We start from the raw sequence: 20,391 nt of genomic DNA, 5'->3' as shown, positions 1-20,391 counted from the left end.
CGCACGGGACGTCGGCCGGGCAGGGGAGCGCGCGGGAAGTCGGCCGGGCCGACTTCCCGCGCGGGGCGGCCTGGAGAATGCCCGGCATGGGAACGGACATCAACGGATTCATCGAGTGCCGGGCGTGGTTCCTTCGCGACGAGGACGGGAAGCCGGCCTGGCAGGCCGCCGTCGCCCTCGACCTCCTCAACACCACCAGGAACTACGACGCCTTCGGCTGCCTCTTCGGGGTCCGCAACCACGCCAACTTCCGTCCGCTGGCCGCCGATCGCGGACTGCCGCCGGACGCCTCGCAGACCGTGCGGGCGGCGGTGGACACGTACGGGGCGGCCTTCTACGGCACCACCTGGATCACCTGGGCCGAGGTGAGGGCCGTGGACTGGGCCGAGGCGGCGGAGGCACCCGACAGCCGGCTCCACGAGTACCGGCGGACCCCCGACGGGCTCACGCTCGTCGGCAAGAGCGCCTGGAACCGGCGCTTCGGCGAGACCCTCGGCATTCCCGAACCGGTGCCGACACCGGGACCGGGGTCGGAGCCGGGCGAGGTCCGGACCTGGCCCGAGGGCAGCGAGTGGGTGGTCGACGACGCCGTCTACCGCTCCGAGCGGATGGACCGCCGCGACGCCGTCCGCGACGACGGCGAGTGGAAGCCGGTCTGGACGGTCATGGAGGCCCTCGCCTCGCAGCACGGTGACGACAACGTCCGGCTGGTGGTCTGGTTCGACTACTGAGCGGCGCCCGCCCGCAAGCGCCGCCCAGCGGCCGGCTCAGCCCTCGGCCCGGATCCGGTCGGCGACCGGGAAGTCGGTCCCGCAGTCGGGGCAGGTCGCACCGCCGAACACGTGGGTGAGCGCGTGCGCGACCTCGCGCTGTCCGTCGGCGAGCGCGAGGTCGTGGAGGCGCCGCCCGATGCCGTCCAGGTCCGCGGGGGCGGTCGGCCGCAGGGGCCGGGTCTCGATGTCCCCGTCGGCGAGCGCGTAGTCCTCGCCGGTGGAGAAGTGGCCGCGTTCGCCGAAGACGATGAACAGGCCCTCCCCGCAGCCCGGGCAGGAGACCTCGTACTCCTCGCTCCCGAGCCCCCAGGCCAGGTCCTCGCTCCACCCCGCGACGCCTTCGAAGCCCAGGACGGCCTCCAGGAGGTGGACGTACTCCCCGCGGTCCGTGGCCGTCCGCAGGTACCGGTTCGCGGCTGCCAGCAGTCCGGCGATCTCCGCCGCGTGCTCCGCGCGGACGTCGCCCGCCTCGTGCAGCTGGTCGGCGCCAGCCGTGATCGCGCCCGCCAGCACCACGGCGTTGACCGCCTGGTCCCGGTCCCCGCGCCCGGCCAGGTCGGCCAGCCAGGGCAGTGCCGCGAAGCTGGCCGGGTAGACGCTGCCCTGGTGGCACAGGGCCGACCACAGGTCGTTCCAGCGCTCGGCGCTGGGCTCCGCCGCGATCCGGTCCAGCAGGGCGGGTACGTCCTCGGCGGAGCCGTAGGCGTGGTGGAGGCGCGACCAGTCCGTCATGCGGCGATCCAACCAGGTCGACGGGCGCCACCCGTCAGCGGGCCGGGGGGAGTTGGGCGAGGAGGGCGGGGCCGGTCCAGGCGGGGGTGGCGGCGGGAGCGGCGGCCTCGGCCCGGCGGACGAGGGTGATCAGGCGGGCGTTGGCGGGAGCGGTGAGGCCGTGGCGTTCGGCGAGGGCGACGATCTCGCCCTGGAGCGAGTCGATCTCGGTGGGGCGGCCGCGCTGGAGGTCCTCCCACATCGAGGAGCGGGCGGTGGCGTCGATCCGCAGGCTCGCCCCGGCCAGCCGCTGGAACAGGGCGTCCGGCAGGCCGAGCACCCAGGGCATCAGCCCCGGCGGCACCGGGCCGAGCCGCGCCGGGGCGACCCCGGCGGCCCGGAACGCCGCCAGCGCCTCCCGCTGGCAGCGCGCCACGCACCGCCGGAACGCCCGCTGCCCGACCTGCTCGCGCAGCGGAAGCCCGGAGAGCGCGTTGACGGCGTTGTTGAGGTTCAGCAGCAGCTTGGCCGCCTGGACGGCCGGCATGTCCGGCCGCAGGTCCAGCCGGAGCCCGCTCGCCCGGGCCGCCCCGGCGAGGGCGGCGGCCCCCTCCCCCGCCGCCAGCATCAGCGACCCGCCGCTGCCCTGGTGAACGGCGGCGGGCCCGGTCCGCACCACGTTGTACGGGACCATGCCGGCCAGCACCCGGTGGGCGGGCAGCGCGGCCGCGAGCGCCCCGGCGTTGCGCAGGCCGTTCTGGAAGCTCACCACCACCGCGTCCGGGCCGAGGTGCGGGGCGAGTTCGCGGGCGGCGGTCGCGGTGTCGGCGGACTTCACGGTGACCAGGACGTGGTCGGCGCCGGCCACGGCCGCCGGGTCGGTGGCGGCGGTCAGGCCCCGTACCTCGCGGCGGGCCCCGCCCGGGCCGGTGAGGGTCAGCCCGGCCGCGTCGATCGCCGCCATCGCCGCCGGCCGCCCGATCAGGGTGACGTCGGCGGTCGCGGCGAGCATGCCGCCGAGGTGGCAGCCGATGGAGCCGGCGCCGAACACGGCGATCCGGAGCCTGCGTTGGGCGGGGCTGGCGGGCACGGGGGGCTTCTCCGAGGGGTGGGCGGACGGGGAGGGGGACGGGGAGGGCGGGGGCCGTCAGTCGAAGAGGTCGGGGTCCGAGGCGGTGATCTGGTCCCACAGCGGGCGGGCCTGGAACCAGCCGGCCAGCGGGGTCCCGACCTGGCCCCGGGTGATCAGCGCGGTCTCCCGGTCGATCGGCTTGGGGGTGCCGGCCGCCATCGCGAGCAGCTGCGCCTGGCAGGAGCGCTCCATGGTGACGAACCACCAGACCGCCTCGGCCACGGACTGGCCGACGGTCAGCAGGCCGTGGTTCTGCAGGATGACGGCCTTGTGGCTGCCGAGCGCGGCAGCAACCCTCTTGCCTTCCTCGGTGTCGGTCACGACGCCCCGGTAGTCGCTGTACAGGCCGTGGTCCTCGAAGAAGGCGCAGGCGTCCTGGGTCAGCGGGGCGAGCGGGATGCCGAGGCTGGAGAAGGCCTTGCCGTGGAGCGAGTGCGAGTGGGCGGCGGCGACCGCGTCGGGGCGGGCGGCGTGCACCTGGGAGTGGATGGCGAAGGCGGCCCGGTTCACCGGGCGGGTGCCGTGCAGCAGGGTGCCCTCGTGGTCGACCAGGATCAGGTCGGAGGCCTTGATCTGGCTGAAGCTCATGCCGAACGGGTTCACCCAGAACCGGTCCGGGTGCTCCGGGTCGCGGACGGTGATGTGCCCGGCGACGCCCTCCGAGAAGCCGAACCGCCCGAACAGGCGGAAGCCCGCGGCGAGTTGCTCCTTGCGGTACCGGCGCTCCTCCTCCACCGAGTCGAACACCGGCGGCAGCGGCAGGGTGACCCCTTCGGGGGCGGGGCCCACGACGCCGATCGCCGCGTACGGGTCGGCGGGCTGCTGCGGTACGGGCATGGCGGCTCCTCGGGGTGCGGTCGGTCCGGTCAGGGGTGAGGTGTCACGCCGGATTTCCGGCGGACGTACGGAAGCGGTGGAGCAGTTCGCGGGCGGGCGGGCTGTCTGCGTCGAAGGCCTGCATGCCGTGGAGGTCGGACGGCACCCCGGGGCCGGCGAGCCAGACGCCGTGGCAGCTGAAGCAGAAGGAGACCTCGAAGAGGAGCCCGCCGGGGCCGTGCGCCCGGATCCCGTACCCGGGCGCGAAGCACCGGCGCAGTTCGCCCTCCGGCAGCTCGCCCATCAGGTCGAGGGCCTGCCGGAGGTGCTCGGAATCCCAGACGGTGAGGACCTCGCCGGTGACGGAGTCCGAGCCGTAGGCGCTCCTCGGATCCGCGATCCGGACCACTTCGATGAGGACGGTCTGCGAGGCGACGTCGGGGAGCAGCATGCGAACAGGATCACAGAGCGGGACTGTTCCCGGGAAGGTGTCGTCACTCCAGCCGGTGGCGGACGTCGCGGTTGCGCTTGTACTCGCGCATGAGCGCCAGGAGGTTGATCAGAGTGCTGGCCGGAACGTTGCCGATGTCGACCAGGCGGCGGCCGTGGAGGTTGATGTCACCGGGGATGGCGGACGGCCAGAGGAGGCCGAACTCACGGCCCTCGGTGCGGAGTTCCACGATGAGTTCGGTGACCTGGCGCGAGGTGAGGTGGAGCAGGGCCGGGTCGGCGGGGTGGATCGGGTGGTGGGCGCTCACGCGGCACCGTCCTGCCGCAGCTCAAACCAGACGGTTTTGCCGAGATGCTGGGGGTCGACACCCCAGCGGTGGGTGAGGCCGGCGACGAGCTGGAGGCCCCGGCCGGTCTCGGAGAGGAGGGCGTGGGGGCCCAGGTTCGGGAGGAGTGGACTGCGGTCGGAGACGGCGACGCGGAGGGTGTCGACGCGGTGGTCGATGAGGATGACCGGGGAGGTCGTCTCGCCGTGGCGCCACGCGTTGACGATGAGTTCGACCATGGCGAGTTCGGCATCCGCGATGAGGGAGGGCGGCCAGCCGGCGCTGGCCATGCCGTCGCGGAGGGCGTCGCGGGAGAGGGTGAGGGAGGGGGAGTTGATGTTACGCACAGTTTCTCCCAGGGGGGATGGAAGGATGAACCGAGCGAGCTGTCACCGTGAGCCAGTCCGGGCATGGGTGCTCTGCGGTGCGAGGCAGCGTTACTGACGCCCGCATCGGTGGTCGGTGCGTCACCGACTGTAGGGCATCGGGGGTACATGTAGGGGTACTTTTACCCCAACCCTCACTCGATCGATGGATTGCTGGACCCTTCGCGGGATCACGATGGATGCTTGGGGCATGCCACCACGAACCACCCCTTCCGCCCGGCAGGAACGAGTCGGCATCGAACTGCGGAAGATGCGCGACTGCGCCGGCCGCACAACTGCCGAGGCTGCCGCGCTGTTTGGGTTCGCCCGACCGAAGATCACACAGATCGAGAAGGGGCAGTACCCGATCAGCGCCGAGCGCGTGAGGATGCTCGCCTCCGACTTCCAAGAAGGCGACTCGGGCTTCGTCGAGGCGCTCGCAGTCATGGCCGAAGAACGTCACAGAGGCTGGTGGGAGGACTTCCGTGGCTCCGTACCAGTCGGCTTCCTGAACATTGCGGAGATGGAGTACTTCGCCCAGGGGATGCTCACCTACCAGGTCTCGCATTGCCCTGGCGCCATGCAGACGGAGGCGTACTCAAGGGCCATCTTCGGCGAGGTCTACCCACCCTTGCCACCGCGCCTCCTCGAAGCCCGACTTGAGCACCGACTCAAGCGCTCGGAAGTGCTGATGCGCGAAGGGGCGCCACCGTACTCGGCTCTGGTCCACGAAGCGGCTCTGCGCATGCTGTTCGGTGGCCGGGACGCCGCGAAGCAACAACTCGACAAGCTGCTTGAGTTCTCGGAGCTGCCGCACGTCACACTCCGGGTCATCAGCTTCAACTCCGACGGATTCATCGGCGCAGGCCAAGGCGTCTTCTACGCGAAGGGTCCAGTGCCCCGCCTGGACACTGTGCAGCTCGACGCCGTAGGCGGTCCCGCGTTCCTGCACGAGCAGAAACAGCTTGAGAACTACCGGCACATCATCGAAACGATGGCCATGCGCTCTCTGTCCGAGAGCAAGTCTCGTGATGCCATCAGGACCATCAAGAAAGAGCTCTAACCCATGGAACCCATTCACTGGAAGCGGCCCAGGGCTTGCGCGGACGCCAACGCCTGCCCGGAGGTGTCCATAGCCCCCGACGCCGTCTACGTCCGCAGCAGCCTCCTGCCCGACGCCATCGCCCAGCTCACTCCCGACGAATGGCGCGACCTCGTCTCTGCCATCCGCGCGGGCGAGTTCGACGTCTGACGCCTCCCCCGCCGCACCGGCCGGCCCGCTCCACCCTCCGGCCGGTGCTCCGGCGGCCCCGATTCGGCGCACGGGCACTGAGCTGCTAATATTTCTTTCAGCGCGAGGGACATGAGCCCTCGTCAGGCGTCAGCGGTGCTACCAGAGCACGTCCTACTTTCAGTAGGAAGAGTCCGTGCAACCCGGGCCTGGCGCTCCATCACCGGAAGGGTCCGGCACCACACAGGTGCCGGACCCTTCCGCATTCCCCCGGCACTTAATCACTCGGCATCCCCTCCCCTGGCTGGCATCGTGACGGGCATGAACCAGACGAAGCCACCCGTTCCCGACCTGCACGGCAGCATCGAACAGAACCTCGCCGAGCACGCCTGTCACCTGCACCGCCACCTGGAGCACGCGACCGTCACCGAGACCGCCGACCTCGTCGTCGCCGACAGCGGGCTCGACGACGACACCTTCAACATCGTTGCGGCGGCACGCTTCACCGCCGACACCGCTCCCTCCCGGGTCGCGGAGACCGTCCGGACGCTCACCGCGACCGGCCGCCCCTTCTCCTGGTGGGTCGGCCCCGCCACCACTCCCCCAGATCTCCCCACCCTCCTCTCCACCGCCGGCCTCCAGGCCTCCGAGACCGAGACCGGGATGTGCCTGGACCTGCACACCGCCCCGCCGGAGCCGTCCGCCGACGACCTGGACATCCGCCTCGCGACCACTCCCGAACACCTCGCCGACTACGCGACGATCGTGGCCGCGAACTGGGACCCGCCGGCCGCCACGGTCCGCCGCTTCTACGCCGACGCGACCGAGTACGCCCTCTCCCCCGACTGCCCCGCCCGCTACCTCGTCGGGTACGTGGCCGGGCGGCCGGTCTGCTCGGCCGAGGTCTTCCTCTTCGCCGGGGTCGCCGGGATCTACAACATCGCGACCCTCGCCTCCGAGCGCCGGCGCGGCTACGGCGGAGCCATCACCCTGGCCACCCTGCGCACGGCCTACGACGGGGGCTACCGCACCGCCGTCCTCCAAGCCTCCTCCGACGGTGAGCCCGTCTACCGCCGCCTCGGATTCCAGTCCTGCGGCGGGTTCACCGAGTACGCGGTCACCCCCTGAGCCTGCCCGCCCGGCCTCGTGGCACCGCGATTCGGCACACCGGCACTGAACTGCTAATATTCCTGATGTCGCGAGGAACATGATTCCTCGTCAGGCGTCAGCGGTACTACCAGAGTACGTCCTACTTTCAGTAGGAAGAGTCCGTGCAACCCGGGCCTGGCGCTCCACAGTCGGAAGGGTCCGGCACCACACAGGTGCCGGGCCCTTTCGCGTTCGCGGGGCGAACCCTGGCGGACGGCGCGCACCCGGTCGGGATCCAGGTGCAGCTCGTACGGGGTACTGCAATCGCTGACCAGCGTGGCCACTTCCGCACCGCGGGGGCACAGCCGGTTCATGCCGCTCCGACCTGTGGTGCCGCAGCACCCCGCGTGCCCCCACCCCGGGGATGCGGCTGGAGTTCCGCCGCATCCCCGGGGTGGAGGACGACCGTGTCGCGGGGCCCCGCGACACCAGGAACCCGGAGCCGTCCGGGTCCACGACGGCGGGCCCGCCCGGGAAGACCGCCAGGCACTCCCTGGAGGGAACGAGCGGGGCGCCCCACGGCTCGGGCTCCACGGCGAAGAAGCCGAGCGGCACGGTGGACGTGGCCTACCGGGACCCGTCGGCCTTGCTGCTGCCCTGGCCCATCGGCCGCTCCGGGACCCCGGGGAGCCCGGTCAGCTCCCCGGTGGTCGGACGGTCGCAGGCCACGCACACGAATACGGTCAGCTGATGGTGATGGCACCCGGCCGGCGCCCGGCCAACCGGGTTCGGGCCGACAGCCTCCGACATGCGCACGCCCCACTGGAGTTCGGCAAGGCCCTGGTGCCGGGGACGCGATTCGGCGCACCGGCGTTGAGCTGCTAATATTCCTGATGTCGCGAGGGACATGAGTCCTCGTCAGGCGTCAGCGGTGCTACCAGAGCACGTCCTACTTTCAGTAGGAAGAGTCCGTGCAACCCGGGCCTGGCGCTCCACAGTCGGAAGGGTCCGGCACCACACAGGTGCCGGACCCTTCCGCGTTCCTCCCGACACTTGATCACTCGGCGCCCAGTCGCCCGCCGAAGCCTCAGTACGTGAACTGGATCTGTCGGCCGTCCACGGCGTGGTTCCTGATGTTCGGCGCCGGACCGCCGGCCGGCTTCACCGCGAGGGACACGTTGTAGGTCGTACCGCGGACCAGGGACTGGTTGACGGGCGTCTCCTTGCGCACCTCGGCGGAGGACTCCAGGGGGACGCCGGTCCACGACACGGCCTGGCCGTTCGCCGGGTACACGGCCGCGGTGCCGCTGCCGTCCTTGAGCCACAGGTACACGTCCGCGGACGTCGCCGGGTCCGCCTTGGCGTAGGCCACCATGTAGACGGTGTTCCCGGCCCGCCGGAAGCAGACCCTGATCGTGCTCCCTGCGGCGTCACCGGGCGACTCCGCAGCGCACTGCTCCCCCGCCACCGCGGCCGGCGGCGGCTCCGGGTGCTGCGCGGACGGTGTCGAACCGGCGCTGCCCGTACTGGTCGCGTACTTGACCGCGAGCAACCCCCCGCCCAGGACGATGGCCACCGCGGCACCGAGGGACGCCACGATCCGGACCGTCCCATGGGCCCGGGGCGAATCCGGTGCCGAAACACGGCCCCGGACTCCTTCGGCGTTCTTCTCTACCTCCAACATGACCGGCTGGACGGGGCCCTGGCCTGCGGAGTTCTCCGCCCCCGCGCCCCCCGCGTCCTCCGGGGCCGACGCCAGCCTGCCGCCGGGCCCGCCCCTGAACCGTTCCTCTGCTCTTCCATCCACACTCCGTCCGCGTCGGCGAGAGTGGGCAAGAGTGTGGCAGATCGCCCGGCCCTCCTTCACCGCCGCGATCCGGTTCACTCCGGTCGGGCCGCCATCAGGAACACATCGACGACCCGGCCGGAGGGAGGCGGATCCGGCGGGAACCCTCAGACCATCGGTCGGTCAGTTCGGGGACACCACGTCCCAGAGCTGACGCGGGCTGTTGTCGCGGAGCGCCTTCACCACGGGGCTGTCGTTGCCCTGTGCCGCGATGACGTAGTCCTCGTCCGTGGCCTCGGCGATGACGTACTTGTCGCCCGCCCGGTCGAGCTGCCAGTGCTGGGTCGGGACGTCGACGTTGCACGGAACGAGCGGGACCTCCGAGCCGGGCTTCATGATCGCCTGGAGGCACTTGTCCGGCTTCGCCTTGGCCTCGACCAGGTACCCGTTGGAGGTCGGGCGGAGGACCCAGTTCTGCCACTCCGTGCCGTTGGCCTGCCAGGTGATGGCGACGGGCCCGTGCTTGGCCGAGTCCAGGAAGCCGTTCACGGCCTCGTTGAAGAAGCGCACTTCCTGGCCCGGGCCCCGCACTCCGCCCGCCTTGACGGGCTCCGCCGCGCCCACCGAGCCGGCGACGGCCAGGGCGGCGGCCGTGACGACGGCCGCCTTCTTGATGCTGAACAAGGATCTCTCCTTCTGCGAGGGTGATTCCTCGAATCGCGTGACCGCACTTCCGGTCACGAACGCGAGGGAACCACCCGCACCGGGCCCCCGCAACGCCGAGTAACCCGGGTGGAGTCAGCGTACGAATCGCATTGCCCCGTCTGCCGCAGCGCGGGGCCGCGCCCGGGCTCCCCCTCCCCCCGGCGCAGTCCCTCGGCCGAGCCTGGACGGCGCGCTCGCGGCACCGGGGCAGGGCCGGTGATTCCCCATCGCCCCATTGCACCAATCATATTGGCGCATGATCAGAAAAAGGCCTGATCTCATCCTCTGCGAATTCCCGGAACGGAAGCCGGTTTTCCGCCACCGGGGGCCGGGGTAGGGCCGAGACGTTCGCATCCCGACCGTTTCATCATCACGGCGGGCGCGAAATCCTTGATGCTTTCTTATCGGAAGGACACCCTCATGCACAGGACCCTCCGCAACGCCCTCGCCACCGTCATCGTGACGGGTGCGCTCACCACCGCCGCCGCTCCCGCCGCCCTGGCCGCCGAGCAGACGCCGCCGACCGCGGGGGTGCAGGCGGAGCTCCGCAACCCGAAGACGATCAAGGTGGCCGACTACAACCAGGCCCGCGGCACCCTGATCAACGCCGGCAGCAAGACGGCCGCCAAGTCCCACCCGGCGCACGGTACGAAGGACGTCCCGGTCTCCCACGGCGTCAGCCTGCTGGCGGAGGCCCGCGACGAGTTCCGCGCCGCCGACAAGAACCTGCCGGCGAGCCAGAAGAGGTCCGACATGTCGATCCCGCACTACAACGCCATCCACAACGCGGCCAACACGATGCACATCGACACGTGGTGACACCGCCCCGCTGAGCCCGAACGCCCCGGCCCTCCCCCGGACTTCGGAGGAGGGCCGGGCCGGACTCAGCCCTCCGGGGGCTTGGGCTCCTCCCGGGGCGCGCTCAGGCTGCCGTCCGGGTGGACGTCGAAGACCGTGAGCTTCTTGCGGCCGGTGATGGTGATCCGGTCCGGGCCGGACCAGTCGGCGCGCACGAAGTCGCCGCCCCGGGTGTCCCAGATCCCCATGCTCCAGTGGCGGGCCGACCAGCCGCTGCCGGCCACCAGCTCCACCCGGTAGACCGGATCGATCGAGGCCACGTTGGTCATGGTCAGCACCCGGTCCGGGTGGCCCGGGGCGGCCGTCCGCGCGGTCCGCCCCTCGCTGCTCACGAGCGCCAGGAACACGATCAGCGGCCCACCGAAGACCAGTGCCACCATGGCGACGGCGCAGCCGATCTGCGACACCCAGGTCCGGAACTCCATCCCGATGTACAACGCGACGGCGGTCAGCACGACCGCCGTCCCGACCAGCAGGACCGGGTGGTCGAGCCAGCGCTCGACCACCACGAGCCCTCCCGACCGGGACTCGTACCGACCCACCGCGTAGGCCAGCAGCGCCAGGAGCGCCGCCCCTCCGAGCCCCCACACGATCCTTCTGCGGCGTACCGCTGTCACCTTCGCCCCCCGGCGGTTCTTGACCGAACGTTGGCGCGGACCCTACTACAGGCCCGCTACCGCGGCCGGGGCGTGGACGACGGGCCGGCCGGCGTCCCGTCCTCGCCCACGGTGAAGACCTCGATCTCCTTCTCCAAGGTCACCGTGATCCGGCCCGGACCGGACCACTCGGCCCTGACGAAGCCGTCCTCCTCCTCCCAGGTGCCGAGGCCCCAGTGACGGGCCGACCAGCCGGTGCCGGCCACCAGCTCCACCCGGTAGACCGGATCGATCGAGAAGGCGACGTCGGTGACGCTCAGCACGTGGTCGGAGCGGCTCGGGTCGGGCTTGCGGTCGACCAGCCGGCCGTCGCCGCCGAAGACGTACGCCAGGCCGCCGACCGCCGCCCCGATGACGAGCAGCGGCGACAGGACGGCCGCGAAACCGATCTGCGCCCACCTGGTGCGGAACTCGACCTGGGCCACCGCCGAGGCCATGGCCAGGGTGACGGCCGTGCCGAGCAGCAGCACCGGGTGGTTCAGCCAGCGTTCGACCTCGACCAGCCCGCCCTGGCGGGAGGAGAAGTAGCCCGGCAGGTACACCAGGAAGGCCGCCAGCGCCGCGCCACGGAGCCACCAGACGACCTGCCCGCGGCGCGTCACCGTCATTTGCTCCCCCCGGAGTTGCCCTTTGCCGGGACTTTACTACGGGGGTGCCGGGCGGCCCGGACGGCGGGTGCTCCGCTGTCCGGGCCGCCCGGCCTGGTCACTCCGCGCTGGTCACCCGGCGCTGGTCACTCGGCGCACCGGCGATACCCCCGTCACCGCCGGTAGAAGACGCTCCGCGACCAGAAGTAGCCGACCAGCGTCAGCGCGGTGCACCAGGCGAGGGCGATCCAGGCACTGGTGCCGATCCCGGTGCCCAGCAGCAGCCCGCGCAGGGTCTCGATCATGGGCGTGAAGGGCTGGTACTCGGCGAACCAGCGCAGCGCCGTGGGCATGGAGTCCGTCGGCACGATGGCGCTGCCGATGAAGGGCAGGAACTGCAGCGGCATCGGCATGTTGCTGGCGCTCTCGACCGTCTTGGCCACCAGGCCGATGCCGGCCGATATCCAGGTCAGGGCGATGGTGAGGAAGAGCAGCAGCCCGGCCGCGGCCAGCCACTCCACTGGTCCGGCGTTGGGCCGGAAGCCCATCGCGAGGGCCGTGCCGACCACCAGCACCAGCCCGATCATGGTCTGGATGACGCTGCCGACCACGTGCCCCGCCAGGAAGGCGGAGCGCGAGATCGCCATCGTGCGGAAGCGGTTGACGATGCCCTCGGTCATGTCGGTGCAGATGCCGATCGCGGTGACCAGCGCCCCGGACGTGGCCGCCATCAGCACGATGCCGGGCGTGACGTAGTCGATGTAGTGGCCGCCGCCGATGCCGGCGCCCAGCGTGCTGCCGTAGGCGTAGTTGAAGAGCAGCAGCATCATGACCGGCATCACCACGACCGCGAAGGTCAGGGACGGGTACCGCAGCGCGTGCTTGAGGTTGCGGCGCAGCATGGTCAGCGAGTCGCCGAGCGCCTGGCCGGCGGTACTGGTGGCCATACGCGTGGCCGTGTGCGTGGCCGTGCTCATCGCGAGCCCTCCCCGGTCAGTTGCAGGAACACGTCGTCCAGGTCGGCCGTCTCCACGACCAGCGACTCGGCCTGCACGGACGCGTTGTCGAGGGCGTCCAGCACGGCCTTCACCGTGAGGACGGAGTTGTCCCCCGGGATCTCCAGCCGCAGCGCCTCGGTGTCGGCCGTGGCGTACGGGAACAGGACGGCGGCGGCGGCCAGCGAGCCGGCGTCGGTGAACCGGAGCCGGATCCGCCCGCCGGGGGCGTACCGCTTCAGCTCCTCGGCCGTGCCCTCGGCGACGATCCGGCCGCCGTCCAGGACGGCTATCCGGTCGGCGAGTTGGTCGGCCTCCTCCAGGTACTGGGTGGTGAGGAAGATCGTCACCCCGTGGTCGGCGACCAGGCTCCGGATGATCTCCCACATGGTGCGCCGGCTGCGCGGGTCCAGCCCGGTGGTCGGCTCGTCCAGGAAGATCACCTTCGGGTCCCCGACCAGGGTCATCGCGAGGTCGAGCTTGCGCCGCATGCCGCCGGAGAAGGTGGTGACGGCCTCGCGGGAGGCCTCGGTGAGGTCGAAGCGCCGCATCAGCTCCTCGGCCCGCCTCCGCCCCTCCCGACGGCGGAGGTGGTTGAGGTCGGCCATCAGCAGCAGGTTCTCCTCGGCGGTGAGCAGGTTGTCCACCGCGGAGAACTGGCCCGTCACCCCGATCGCCTTCCGCACCCCGTCCGCCTCGCGTTCCACGTCGTGCCCGGCCACCCGGGCCGAGCCGCCGTCGGCGGGGATCAGGGTGGAGAGGATCTGCACGGTGGTGGTCTTGCCGGCGCCGTTGGGCCCGAGCAGGGCGAACACGCTGCCCGCCGGAATCTCCAGGTCGATGCCCCGCAGGACCGCCTTGTCCCCGTAGGACTTGGTGAGCCCCGTCGCCGAGACCGCCGGGAGCGAACGGACCGCCACGTCCGCCGGGGCCGCCGCGTTCGCCGCCATCACGCCCGCCGGACGATGACGTTGCCGACCTGGGTGCGGCCGCGGACCTCGACCGTCTCCACCGCGTCGCCCGGGCCCTTGGTGGGGCCGAGGTCGTTGCGGACGCCGCCGACCTTGCTGTGCACGTCGAGCCAGGCCGCCGTGCCCTCCGCGATGCCGACCTCCACGTCCCCCACGCTGGTCTGCAGGGTGACCTGGCCGCGGACCACCCGGCCGACCCGGATGTGGCCGTGCGCCGACTTGGCGGTCACGTTCCCCTCGGCCTGACCAACGTGGATCCGCCCGTTGGAGGCGTTGGCGTGCAGCTCGCCGCGGACCTCGTCGATCTCGGTGTCGCCGCTGCTGTTCTTGACCGTCAGCCGGCCGCCGACGGAGCCGATCTCGATCCGGCCGGCTCCGGAGACCTCGGCGTCCCAGGCCGTCCCCCCGAGCCGGATGTCCCCGAAGCCGCTGTCGAGCCGGGCGCTGTCGGCGTGCTCGACCTGGATCCGGCCGAGCGAGGTCTTCAGCCGGCAGGCGCCGAGCGCCCCCTCGGTGACGAACTCGGCCATCGGGGACTCGCTGTGGACCTCGGAGCCGACCGGCAGCTCGACCAGGATCTCGACCGCGCCCTTCTTGCCGCTGAAGACGGAGCGCTGCTTGGGGGCCTTGATGCCGAGCCGGCCACCCGAGAAGTCGACCTGGGTCTGCTCGGCGGCCTTGACGTCCGCCTCCTTGGCCGGGTTGGCGGGCCGGACCTCGACCACGGCGTCGGTGCGCTTGCTCGCCTTGATCCAGACCGAGCCGATGTCGAACTCGAGGATGGCGGAGATCGGTCCGTCGGTCTCGTACGTAGGCATGGCTGTCCCGTCCTCTTGACTCGTGTGGGTGTCCCCGCTGGTCGGAGCGGGGGTGACGTCGAAGGTGCAGAAGGTGGTGCGGGAGGTGCTGCGGGCGCTACGGAGCTGTCAGTGGACCCAGCCGGTGAAGCCCTGGCCGCCGATGCTGCGCGGGACCCGGCTGCCCGGGTCGGCGACCGGCCGGCGGGCCGGCTCACCGCCCTCCAGGGCGCCGGCCAGGGCCCGGACCAGCCAGGCGTTGAGCGAGAGGCCGGCCTCGACGGCGGCCTCCTCCGCCCGGGCCTTGAGGTGGGCGGGCAGCCGGAGGTTGATCCGGGCGGTGCCCGTCTCGTCCGACTCCGACGCCACCGGAGGCACCACCGGTGGCACCACGGGCGGCACGACTGGTGCCACCGGTGCCGGCGGTGGCGCCATATCGCCGTGGAAGGCATCCGATCCGGGCGGCGCCGTCACCACGAACTCCGGGTCGAGTCCGCGCAGGCGCACGTCCACCGAGCCGGGGGCGAGGTCGCGGGTGACTTCTCCCATGGCCGCCGACAGCGCGTTGAGCAGGGTGAGCCGCACGGCCGACTCCAGCGGGAGCGTCAGCCGCTCGGCCAGCGCGCGGGCTTCGTCCCCGCCGGTGGCGGCGGCCACCGCGAGCTCGTTCCGGAGGTTTTCCACATATGGCGTGAGGTCCATGGCCGTAAGCATGGCACAGCGATGGCACCATGTCGAGCATTTATGGCACCACTGTGGCGCCATCACCCGAACGGCGGTGGCGCCAACCCATGCCGGAACACGGAACCGCCCCGCCGACCCCCGGGAACGAGGGGGTCGACGGGGCGGTTCACCAGGGGAAACGCGGACCGCGGGACGGTCAGGCCTGCTGCCAGCCCGCCAGGTAGGCGTCGATCTCCCCGGTCAGCCGGGTCTTGCCCGCCCCGTCCAGGAAGGAGGCCTCGACGGCGTTGCGGGCCAGCCCCGCCACCCCGGCCTCGTCCAGGCCCAGCAGCCGCGCCGCCACCGCGTACTCGGTGTTGAGGTCGGTGCCGAACATCGGCGGGTCGTCGCTGTTGACCGTCACCAGCAGTCCGGCGTCCACCATCCGCTTGATCGGGTGGTCCTCGATCCGCTCCACGGCCCGGGTGGCGATGTTGGAGGTCGGGCAGACCTCCAGCGGGATGCGGTGCTCGCCCAGGTGATCGAGCAGCGCCGGGTCCTTCACCGCCTGGGTGCCGTGCCCGATGCGCTCGGCGCCGAGCATCCGGATCGCGTCCCAGACCGTCTCCGGCCCGGTGGTCTCGCCCGCGTGCGGCACGCTGTGCAGGCCGGCCGCCCGGGCCCGGTCGAAGTACGGCTTGAACTGCGGGCGCGGCACGCCGATCTCCGGGCCGCCCAGGCCGAAGCTGACCAGGCCCTCGGGGCCCAGCTCGGTGGCCAGCCGGGCGGTCTCCTCGGCGGACCGCAGCCCGGCCTCGCCCGGGATGTCGAAGCACCAGCGCAGCACCACGCCGAGCTCCTTCTCGGCGCGCAGCCGGGCGTCCTCGATCGCCTCCATGAAGGCGACCTCGGGGATGCCCCGGCGGACCGAGGAGTACGGGGTGATGGTCAGCTCGGCGTACCGGATGTTCTGCCGGGCCATGTCCTCGGCCACGCCGTAGGTGAGCGCGCGGACGTCCTCGGCGTCCCGGACCAGGTCCACCACGCTGAGGTAGACCTCGATGAAGTGCGCGAAGTCGGTGAAGGTGAAGTACTCGGCGAGCGCCGCCGGGTCGGTCGGCACCTTGGAGTTCCCGGCGTACCGGGCGGCCAGCTCCGCGACGACGCGCGGCGAGGCCGAGCCGACGTGGTGGACGTGCAGCTCCGCCTTGGGCATCCCGGCGATGAACGCCTCGATGCTCCGGTCGGTGGAGCCGATCCGGCTGGTGTGGGGGACGATCCGACTTCCGTCCGGCTGGACCACGGTGGTTCCCTTCTTCCTTCTCCGTGCTTCTACGCGCGTATCGCGAAGTTCGGCCCAGGATAGGCCCACGCCGGGGGCGCCGTCCCCGGATCACCCCCCGAGCGCGACCGCCACGGTGTGGATCAGCAGCCCGGCCAGGGCGCCGACCACGGTGCCGTTGATCCGGATGAACTGGAGGTCGCGGCCGACGTTGGCCTCGATCTTGCGGGAGGCGTCGTCGGCGTCCCAGCCCGCCACCGTCTCGGAGATCAGCGAGGTGATCTCGGTGCGGTAGGTGTCGACCAGGTACTGGGCGGCGTCCTGGAGCCAGCCGTCCACCTTGGCCTGGAGCTTGGGGTCGGTGGCCAGGCGCTCGCCGAAGCGGCGCACGCCGTCGCGGATGCGCCGGCGCAGTTCGCTGTCCTCGTCCTCGGCCGCGCCCATCACCAGGGTGCGCACGGCCGCCCAGGTGGAGTTGATCAGGTCCTGCACCTCGGGGCGGGCCAGCAGTTCGCCCTTGGCCCGCTCGACCCGGGCGATGGTCTCCGGGTCGGTCTGCAGCTCGGTCGCGAAGTCGGCGAGGAAGTTGTCGATCGCGCCGCGGGCCGGGTGGTCCGGGTCGTCCCGGATCTCGGTGACGAACCGCATCAGCTCCTTGTAGACCCGCTCGCCGACCTGGTGGTCGATGAACCTGGGCGTCCAGCCCGGGGTCTTCTGGGTGACCTTCTGGACCACCTCCTCGTGGTTGGTGGTCAGCCAGCCGTGCGCCCGGACGGCGACCAGGTCCACCACCCCGTGGTGCCCGCCGTCCGCGACCACCTTGCCGAGCATCCGGCCCATCGGCTCGGCCACCGAGGTGGCCGCGGCCCGCCTGGTCACCGCCTCGGCGACCACCGCCCGCACGTCGTCGTCGCGGAGCACCGCGAGCAGGCCGCGCAGCGCCGCCGAGGCCTCCTTGGTGACCCGCTCGGCGCTGCCCGGCGCGGCCAGCCACTCCCCCAGCCGGCGGCCGATGCCGAGCGCCGCCAGGCGGCCGCGGACCACGTGGCCGGAGAGGAAGTTCTCGCCGACGAAGTCGCCGAGCGAGCGGCCGAAGGCGTCCTTCTTGGTCGGGATGATCGCGGTGTGCGGGATCGGCAGGCCGAACGGCCGGCGGAACAGCGCGGTCACCGCGAACCAGTCGGCCAGCGCGCCGACCATGCCCGCTTCGGCGGCGGCCGCCACGTACCCGGCCCAGGGGCCGGCGCCGGCCGCCTTGGCCCAGGTGGCCAGGGCGAAGACCAGGGTCGCGAAGGCCAGCAGGCCGGTCGCGATGGTCTTCATCCGGCGGACGCCGCGTCTCTTCTCCTCGTCGGCCGCGGTGAACCGGACTCCGGGGCCGGTCCCGCTGAAGGCATCGTCACTCACCCCGCCAGTCTGCCCGTTGCCCGGCGCGGACGGGGGCGCGCATCGCGATCACGCGCCCCCGGGGGCCTCACATGCCGGGCGAGGAGGGGCCTCACTCCCCGCCCAGCACCATCCGCCGCACCTCCGCGCCCGCCCAGCGCTTCGGGTCCGTGCACCGCCGCCCGTCCAGCAGCACCCTCACCCCCGGCAGGTCCACCGGCGCCAGGTCCCGGTACTCCGGGTGGTCCGCCTGCAGCACCGCCGCCACCACCGGCTCCCCGCCGTACGGCGGCAGCCCGAGCGCCGCCAGCTCCTCCGCCTCGTACAGCGGGTCGCTGACGTACGGCCGCGCGCCCGCCGACCGCACCGCCTCGACCAGCGGGAACACCCCGGAGTACGCCGTCTCCTTGACCCCGCCCCGGTACGAGGCGCCGAGCACCAGCACGCCCTGCCCGGCGATCCCGCCCGGCACCGCGCCCGCCAGCACGCCCACCGCGTACCCCGGCACCGCCAGGTTGGCCTCGCGCGCCGCCCGGACCACCGTCGCCCCCGGGTCGTTCCACAGGTACAGCCGCGGGTACACCGGGATGCAGTGCCCGCCGACCGCGATGCCCGGCCGGTGCAGGTGGCTGTACGGCTGCGAGTTGCAGGCGTCGGCGATCTCCGCGAAGTCCACCCCGACCTCGTCCGCGTAGCGGGCGAACTGGTTGGCCAGCGCGATGTTCACGTCCCGGTACGTCGTCTCGGCGAGCTTGCTGAACTCGGCCGCCTCCACCGAGGCCAGCTCCCAGACGCCGTTGGGCCGGGGCAGGTCGGGGCGCGGGTCGAAGTCCAGCACCGCCCGGTAGAACTCGGCGCCGCGCCGGGTGGAGGACGCGTCCAGACCGCCGACCAGCTTGGGGTAGCGCCGCAGATCCGCGAAGACCCGTCCGGTGCGGACCCGCTCCGGACTGAACACCAGCGCGAAGTCCGTCCCGGCCGCGAGCCCCGACCGGGCCGACAGTCGCGGCGCCCAGCGCTCCCTGGTGGTGCCGACCGGCAGGGTGGTCTCGTAGCTGACCAGGGTGCCCCGGCGCAGCCCGGCCGCGACGGCGTCGGTGGCCGCGTCCAGCAGGGCGAAGTCCGGGCTGCCGTCGGCGGCGGTGACCAGCGGGACGACCACGACGACGGCCTCGGCCCGGGCGACCGCGGCCGTGGTGTCGGTGGTGGCCCGCAGCAGGCCCTCGGCGACGACCCGCTTGAGCGCCTGGTCCAGGCCCGCCTCCCGGGGGAACGGCGGCACGCCCCGGTTGACGCTGTCCACCACGCCCGGCGCGATGTCCGCGCCGGTCACCCGGTGGCCCTTCAGCGCGAACTGCACCGCCAGTGGCAGGCCCAGCTTGCCCAGCCCGATCACGCAGACGTCCAGGCTCATCCCCGTCCTCCGTTCACCGAGTCGGCCAGCCGGCGCCACGCCGGGTTCCTCCGCAGCCCGCGCCGCACCTGCTCCGGGACGAGACCGCGCCACAGCTGCCGCGCCAGGTCCAGCGGCCCGGCGGCCGCCTCGACCTCCGCCACCGCCGCCTCCTCGCGCAGCAGGAACAGCTCGTCCGGCAGACCGAGCCGGGCGTCCCGGAACGCCGGGTAGCCCGCGTACTGCCGCCGTCCGTCCACCACCACCGGCGGATCGCCGTGCGCCGCCTCGTAGCGGACCTGGTCGCGCAGCGCCTCCGGCCGTACCGCGCAGGCGAGTTCGAGCCGCACCCGCTCGGCGACCGGCAGCCGGTGGTACACCTCGCGGGCACCGAACCGCTCGACCAGCCGGGCGGTCTCGACGCACACCCGCTCCTGCATGTCCGCGGTCAGCAGCAGGAAGCCCTCCCGCAGCAGCCGGGGCACGTCCCAGCCGAAGCTGCGGGCCCGGATGGCGTCCAACTCCTCGCCCGGCTCGGCCAGTTCGACGGCCACCTGCTGCAGCGCGGCGATCCCGCGCAGCCGGTCCAGCACCCCGGCCCGCTCGGTGACGTTGCCCCGGTCCTCGCGCAGCACCAGGAAGTAGCAGTCGTAGGAGGCGAGGACGGACACCCTGGCCGCCCGCAGGCAGGCCTCCAGGGTGAACGGCTGGTCCGAGAAGACCTTCAACCCCTCGTCGCGGCGCAGCCCGTGGCGCCGGACGAGGTCGAGCCGGAACAGCTTGGTGTCGGCCAGCGCCCAGGCCAGCGCGGAGTCGGCGAAGCCCACCGACTCGGCGTCGGCGTGGAAGATCCCCTGCGGCACCAGCCGCCCGTTCACCCCGACCTGCTTGGGCACCACCACGTCCGAGCCCCAGGCGTCGGCGGCCGTGACCAGTCGCTCCAGCGCCTCCTCGCCGAGCCAGTCGTCCGCGCCGAGGAACAGCACGTAGCGGCCGCGGGCGAGCTCCAGGCCGCGGTTGGTCGGGCCGGCCGGGCCGCCCGAGTTGGACTGGTGCACCACCGTGAACAGCCCGGGGTGGCGGGCGGCGTACTCGTCCAGCAGCTCCCCGCCGCCGTCCGTGGAGCCGTCGTCCACCGCCACCACCTCCAGCCGCCCCGGCGCCAGGGACTGCCCGACCAGCGAGTCCAGGCAGGCGGTGAGGTACGGCATGGTGTTGTAGACCGCGACCACCACGGTCACGTCGGGTACGGCCATCGGGTGGCGGGCCTCCGGTTCCGGACATCGGCGAGTGATGCCGGGTCAACTCACGGTGGGGGCCGGGGGTCACGACGATCACCCACACCGGTGACGCGGAACAGAACGCACCCCCGACCGTCGCACGGGTGAGCGACGGCCGGGAAGGCGAACCGCGGTCCGG

General features: G+C 72.3%; 23 protein-coding genes. 5 read left to right on the top strand and 18 right to left on the bottom strand.

All coding sequences use genetic code 11. The features are described 5' to 3' along the window. Positions 1-86: 86 nt before the first annotated feature. Positions 87-731, top strand: a complete 645-nt coding sequence (locus ACFY4B_RS14705) for a hypothetical protein (RefSeq protein WP_387968107.1) — start codon at positions 87-89, stop codon at positions 729-731. Between the two features lie 36 nt (positions 732-767). Here ACFY4B_RS14705 and ACFY4B_RS14700 read toward each other — a convergent pair whose 3' ends face one another. Genes ACFY4B_RS14700 through ACFY4B_RS14675 form a run of 6 tightly spaced genes read right to left on the bottom strand, consistent with a single transcriptional unit; the run spans position 768 to position 4,555 of the window. Further along, positions 768-1,505, bottom strand: coding sequence for a hypothetical protein (locus ACFY4B_RS14700; protein WP_387968105.1), 738 nt, complete (start codon positions 1,503-1,505; stop codon positions 768-770). 34 nt (positions 1,506-1,539) lie between these two features. Next, positions 1,540-2,574, bottom strand: coding sequence for a 2-dehydropantoate 2-reductase (locus ACFY4B_RS14695; protein ID WP_387968103.1), 1,035 nt, complete (start codon positions 2,572-2,574; stop codon positions 1,540-1,542). A gap of 57 nt (positions 2,575-2,631) precedes the next feature. Then, the gene (locus tag ACFY4B_RS14690; RefSeq protein WP_375874743.1) at positions 2,632-3,453 is read right to left on the bottom strand and encodes a class II aldolase/adducin family protein; all 822 of its coding nucleotides are present in this window, start codon (positions 3,451-3,453) and stop codon (positions 2,632-2,634) included. Between the two features lie 43 nt (positions 3,454-3,496). After that, on the bottom strand, positions 3,497-3,883 hold the full coding sequence (locus tag ACFY4B_RS14685) for a hypothetical protein (RefSeq protein WP_049650290.1): 387 nt from the start codon (positions 3,881-3,883) through the stop codon (positions 3,497-3,499). A gap of 43 nt (positions 3,884-3,926) precedes the next feature. Further along, positions 3,927-4,190 carry a hypothetical protein gene (locus tag ACFY4B_RS14680; RefSeq protein ID WP_074005068.1) on the bottom strand — a complete coding sequence of 88 codons (264 nt, stop codon included), beginning with the start codon at positions 4,188-4,190 and terminating at the stop codon, positions 3,927-3,929. Next, on the bottom strand, positions 4,187-4,555 hold the full coding sequence (locus ACFY4B_RS14675) for an ATP-binding protein (protein WP_079272654.1): 369 nt from the start codon (positions 4,553-4,555) through the stop codon (positions 4,187-4,189). The genes ACFY4B_RS14680 and ACFY4B_RS14675 overlap by 4 nt, the downstream gene beginning before the upstream one ends. Before the next feature lie 229 nt (positions 4,556-4,784). Here ACFY4B_RS14675 and ACFY4B_RS14670 point away from each other — a divergent pair, with 229 nt between their 5' ends. The 3 genes from ACFY4B_RS14670 to ACFY4B_RS14660 all read left to right on the top strand — a co-directional run bounded on the left by ACFY4B_RS14670 (position 4,785) and on the right by ACFY4B_RS14660 (position 6,932). Then, positions 4,785-5,636, top strand: a complete 852-nt coding sequence (locus ACFY4B_RS14670; protein ID WP_063780084.1) for a helix-turn-helix transcriptional regulator — start codon at positions 4,785-4,787, stop codon at positions 5,634-5,636. Between the two features lie 3 nt (positions 5,637-5,639). Continuing rightward, on the top strand, positions 5,640-5,825 hold the full coding sequence (locus tag ACFY4B_RS14665; RefSeq protein ID WP_049650293.1) for a DUF397 domain-containing protein: 186 nt from the start codon (positions 5,640-5,642) through the stop codon (positions 5,823-5,825). 342 nt (positions 5,826-6,167) lie between these two features. Beyond that, a complete protein-coding gene (locus ACFY4B_RS14660) occupies positions 6,168-6,932 on the top strand; it encodes a GNAT family N-acetyltransferase (protein ID WP_387968217.1) in 765 nt (254 codons plus the stop codon). A 1,048-nt stretch (positions 6,933-7,980) separates the two neighbouring features. On the opposite strand, the gene ACFY4B_RS14655 is transcribed toward ACFY4B_RS14660, so the two are convergent. Continuing rightward, the gene (locus ACFY4B_RS14655; protein WP_387968100.1) at positions 7,981-8,490 is read right to left on the bottom strand and encodes a hypothetical protein; all 510 of its coding nucleotides are present in this window, start codon (positions 8,488-8,490) and stop codon (positions 7,981-7,983) included. Between the two features lie 372 nt (positions 8,491-8,862). After that, positions 8,863-9,363, bottom strand: coding sequence for a ricin-type beta-trefoil lectin domain protein (locus ACFY4B_RS14650; RefSeq protein ID WP_074005062.1), 501 nt, complete (start codon positions 9,361-9,363; stop codon positions 8,863-8,865). A gap of 441 nt (positions 9,364-9,804) precedes the next feature. Between ACFY4B_RS14650 and ACFY4B_RS14645 the strand changes: the two genes are divergently transcribed. Beyond that, on the top strand, positions 9,805-10,203 hold the full coding sequence (locus ACFY4B_RS14645) for a hypothetical protein (RefSeq protein ID WP_198959475.1): 399 nt from the start codon (positions 9,805-9,807) through the stop codon (positions 10,201-10,203). A gap of 65 nt (positions 10,204-10,268) precedes the next feature. Here the strand turns inward: ACFY4B_RS14645 and ACFY4B_RS14640 are convergent, their stop codons facing one another. From ACFY4B_RS14640 to ACFY4B_RS14595, 10 genes are all read right to left on the bottom strand, one after another. Further along, the gene (locus ACFY4B_RS14640) at positions 10,269-10,832 is read right to left on the bottom strand and encodes a hypothetical protein (protein WP_387968098.1); all 564 of its coding nucleotides are present in this window, start codon (positions 10,830-10,832) and stop codon (positions 10,269-10,271) included. A gap of 83 nt (positions 10,833-10,915) precedes the next feature. Then, positions 10,916-11,506 carry a hypothetical protein gene (locus ACFY4B_RS14635; RefSeq protein WP_387968096.1) on the bottom strand — a complete coding sequence of 197 codons (591 nt, stop codon included), beginning with the start codon at positions 11,504-11,506 and terminating at the stop codon, positions 10,916-10,918. A gap of 152 nt (positions 11,507-11,658) precedes the next feature. Further along, complete coding sequence (locus tag ACFY4B_RS14630; protein WP_387968094.1) at positions 11,659-12,432, bottom strand: ABC transporter permease; 774 nt, start codon at positions 12,430-12,432, stop codon at positions 11,659-11,661. A gap of 26 nt (positions 12,433-12,458) precedes the next feature. Next, complete coding sequence (locus tag ACFY4B_RS14625; RefSeq protein ID WP_387968092.1) at positions 12,459-13,430, bottom strand: ATP-binding cassette domain-containing protein; 972 nt, start codon at positions 13,428-13,430, stop codon at positions 12,459-12,461. Continuing rightward, on the bottom strand, positions 13,430-14,269 hold the full coding sequence (locus ACFY4B_RS14620) for a DUF4097 family beta strand repeat-containing protein (RefSeq protein ID WP_049650301.1): 840 nt from the start codon (positions 14,267-14,269) through the stop codon (positions 13,430-13,432). Before ACFY4B_RS14620 ends, ACFY4B_RS14625 begins: the two co-directional genes overlap by 1 nt. 108 nt (positions 14,270-14,377) lie before the next feature. Beyond that, the gene (locus tag ACFY4B_RS14615; protein WP_387968090.1) at positions 14,378-14,950 is read right to left on the bottom strand and encodes a toxin-antitoxin system HicB family antitoxin; all 573 of its coding nucleotides are present in this window, start codon (positions 14,948-14,950) and stop codon (positions 14,378-14,380) included. A gap of 178 nt (positions 14,951-15,128) precedes the next feature. Continuing rightward, entirely contained in the window at positions 15,129-16,169 is a 1,041-nt protein-coding gene (locus ACFY4B_RS14610; protein WP_375874793.1) for an adenosine deaminase, read from the bottom strand. Positions 16,170-16,304: 135 nt separating this feature from the next. Further along, positions 16,305-17,600, bottom strand: a complete 1,296-nt coding sequence (locus ACFY4B_RS14605) for a DUF445 domain-containing protein (RefSeq protein WP_259316613.1) — start codon at positions 17,598-17,600, stop codon at positions 16,305-16,307. 91 nt (positions 17,601-17,691) lie between these two features. Continuing rightward, positions 17,692-18,993, bottom strand: coding sequence for a nucleotide sugar dehydrogenase (locus ACFY4B_RS14600; protein ID WP_375874752.1), 1,302 nt, complete (start codon positions 18,991-18,993; stop codon positions 17,692-17,694). Next, the gene (locus ACFY4B_RS14595; protein ID WP_053111993.1) at positions 18,990-20,228 is read right to left on the bottom strand and encodes a glycosyltransferase; all 1,239 of its coding nucleotides are present in this window, start codon (positions 20,226-20,228) and stop codon (positions 18,990-18,992) included. Before ACFY4B_RS14595 ends, ACFY4B_RS14600 begins: the two co-directional genes overlap by 4 nt. Positions 20,229-20,391 lie beyond the last annotated feature (163 nt).

Origin of the sequence: Kitasatospora sp. NPDC001261 (assembly GCF_042896795.1) — a bacterium.
GTDB lineage: Bacteria > Actinomycetota > Actinomycetes > Streptomycetales > Streptomycetaceae > Kitasatospora.
This window is presented reverse-complemented; position numbering and strand designations above follow the sequence as displayed.

Excerpts from the sequence above, each read along its gene's own strand:
- ACFY4B_RS14705 (WP_387968107.1), top strand. The coding sequence starts at position 87 with ATGGGAACGGACATCAACGGATTCATCGAGTGCCGGGCGTGGTTCCTT.
- ACFY4B_RS14700 (WP_387968105.1), bottom strand. The coding sequence starts at position 1,505 with ATGACGGACTGGTCGCGCCTCCACCACGCCTACGGCTCCGCCGAGGAC.
- ACFY4B_RS14690 (WP_375874743.1), bottom strand. The coding sequence starts at position 3,453 with ATGCCCGTACCGCAGCAGCCCGCCGACCCGTACGCGGCGATCGGCGTC.
- ACFY4B_RS14685 (WP_049650290.1), bottom strand. The coding sequence starts at position 3,883 with ATGCTGCTCCCCGACGTCGCCTCGCAGACCGTCCTCATCGAAGTGGTC.
- ACFY4B_RS14670 (WP_063780084.1), top strand. The coding sequence starts at position 4,785 with ATGCCACCACGAACCACCCCTTCCGCCCGGCAGGAACGAGTCGGCATC.
- ACFY4B_RS14665 (WP_049650293.1), top strand. The coding sequence starts at position 5,640 with ATGGAACCCATTCACTGGAAGCGGCCCAGGGCTTGCGCGGACGCCAAC.
- ACFY4B_RS14645 (WP_198959475.1), top strand. The coding sequence starts at position 9,805 with ATGCACAGGACCCTCCGCAACGCCCTCGCCACCGTCATCGTGACGGGT.
- ACFY4B_RS14635 (WP_387968096.1), bottom strand. The coding sequence starts at position 11,506 with ATGACGGTGACGCGCCGCGGGCAGGTCGTCTGGTGGCTCCGTGGCGCG.
- ACFY4B_RS14630 (WP_387968094.1), bottom strand. The coding sequence starts at position 12,432 with ATGGCCACCAGTACCGCCGGCCAGGCGCTCGGCGACTCGCTGACCATG.
- ACFY4B_RS14625 (WP_387968092.1), bottom strand. The coding sequence starts at position 13,430 with ATGGCGGCGAACGCGGCGGCCCCGGCGGACGTGGCGGTCCGTTCGCTC.
- ACFY4B_RS14620 (WP_049650301.1), bottom strand. The coding sequence starts at position 14,269 with ATGCCTACGTACGAGACCGACGGACCGATCTCCGCCATCCTCGAGTTC.
- ACFY4B_RS14615 (WP_387968090.1), bottom strand. The coding sequence starts at position 14,950 with ATGGACCTCACGCCATATGTGGAAAACCTCCGGAACGAGCTCGCGGTG.
- ACFY4B_RS14600 (WP_375874752.1), bottom strand. The coding sequence starts at position 18,993 with ATGAGCCTGGACGTCTGCGTGATCGGGCTGGGCAAGCTGGGCCTGCCA.
- ACFY4B_RS14595 (WP_053111993.1), bottom strand. The coding sequence starts at position 20,228 with ATGGCCGTACCCGACGTGACCGTGGTGGTCGCGGTCTACAACACCATG.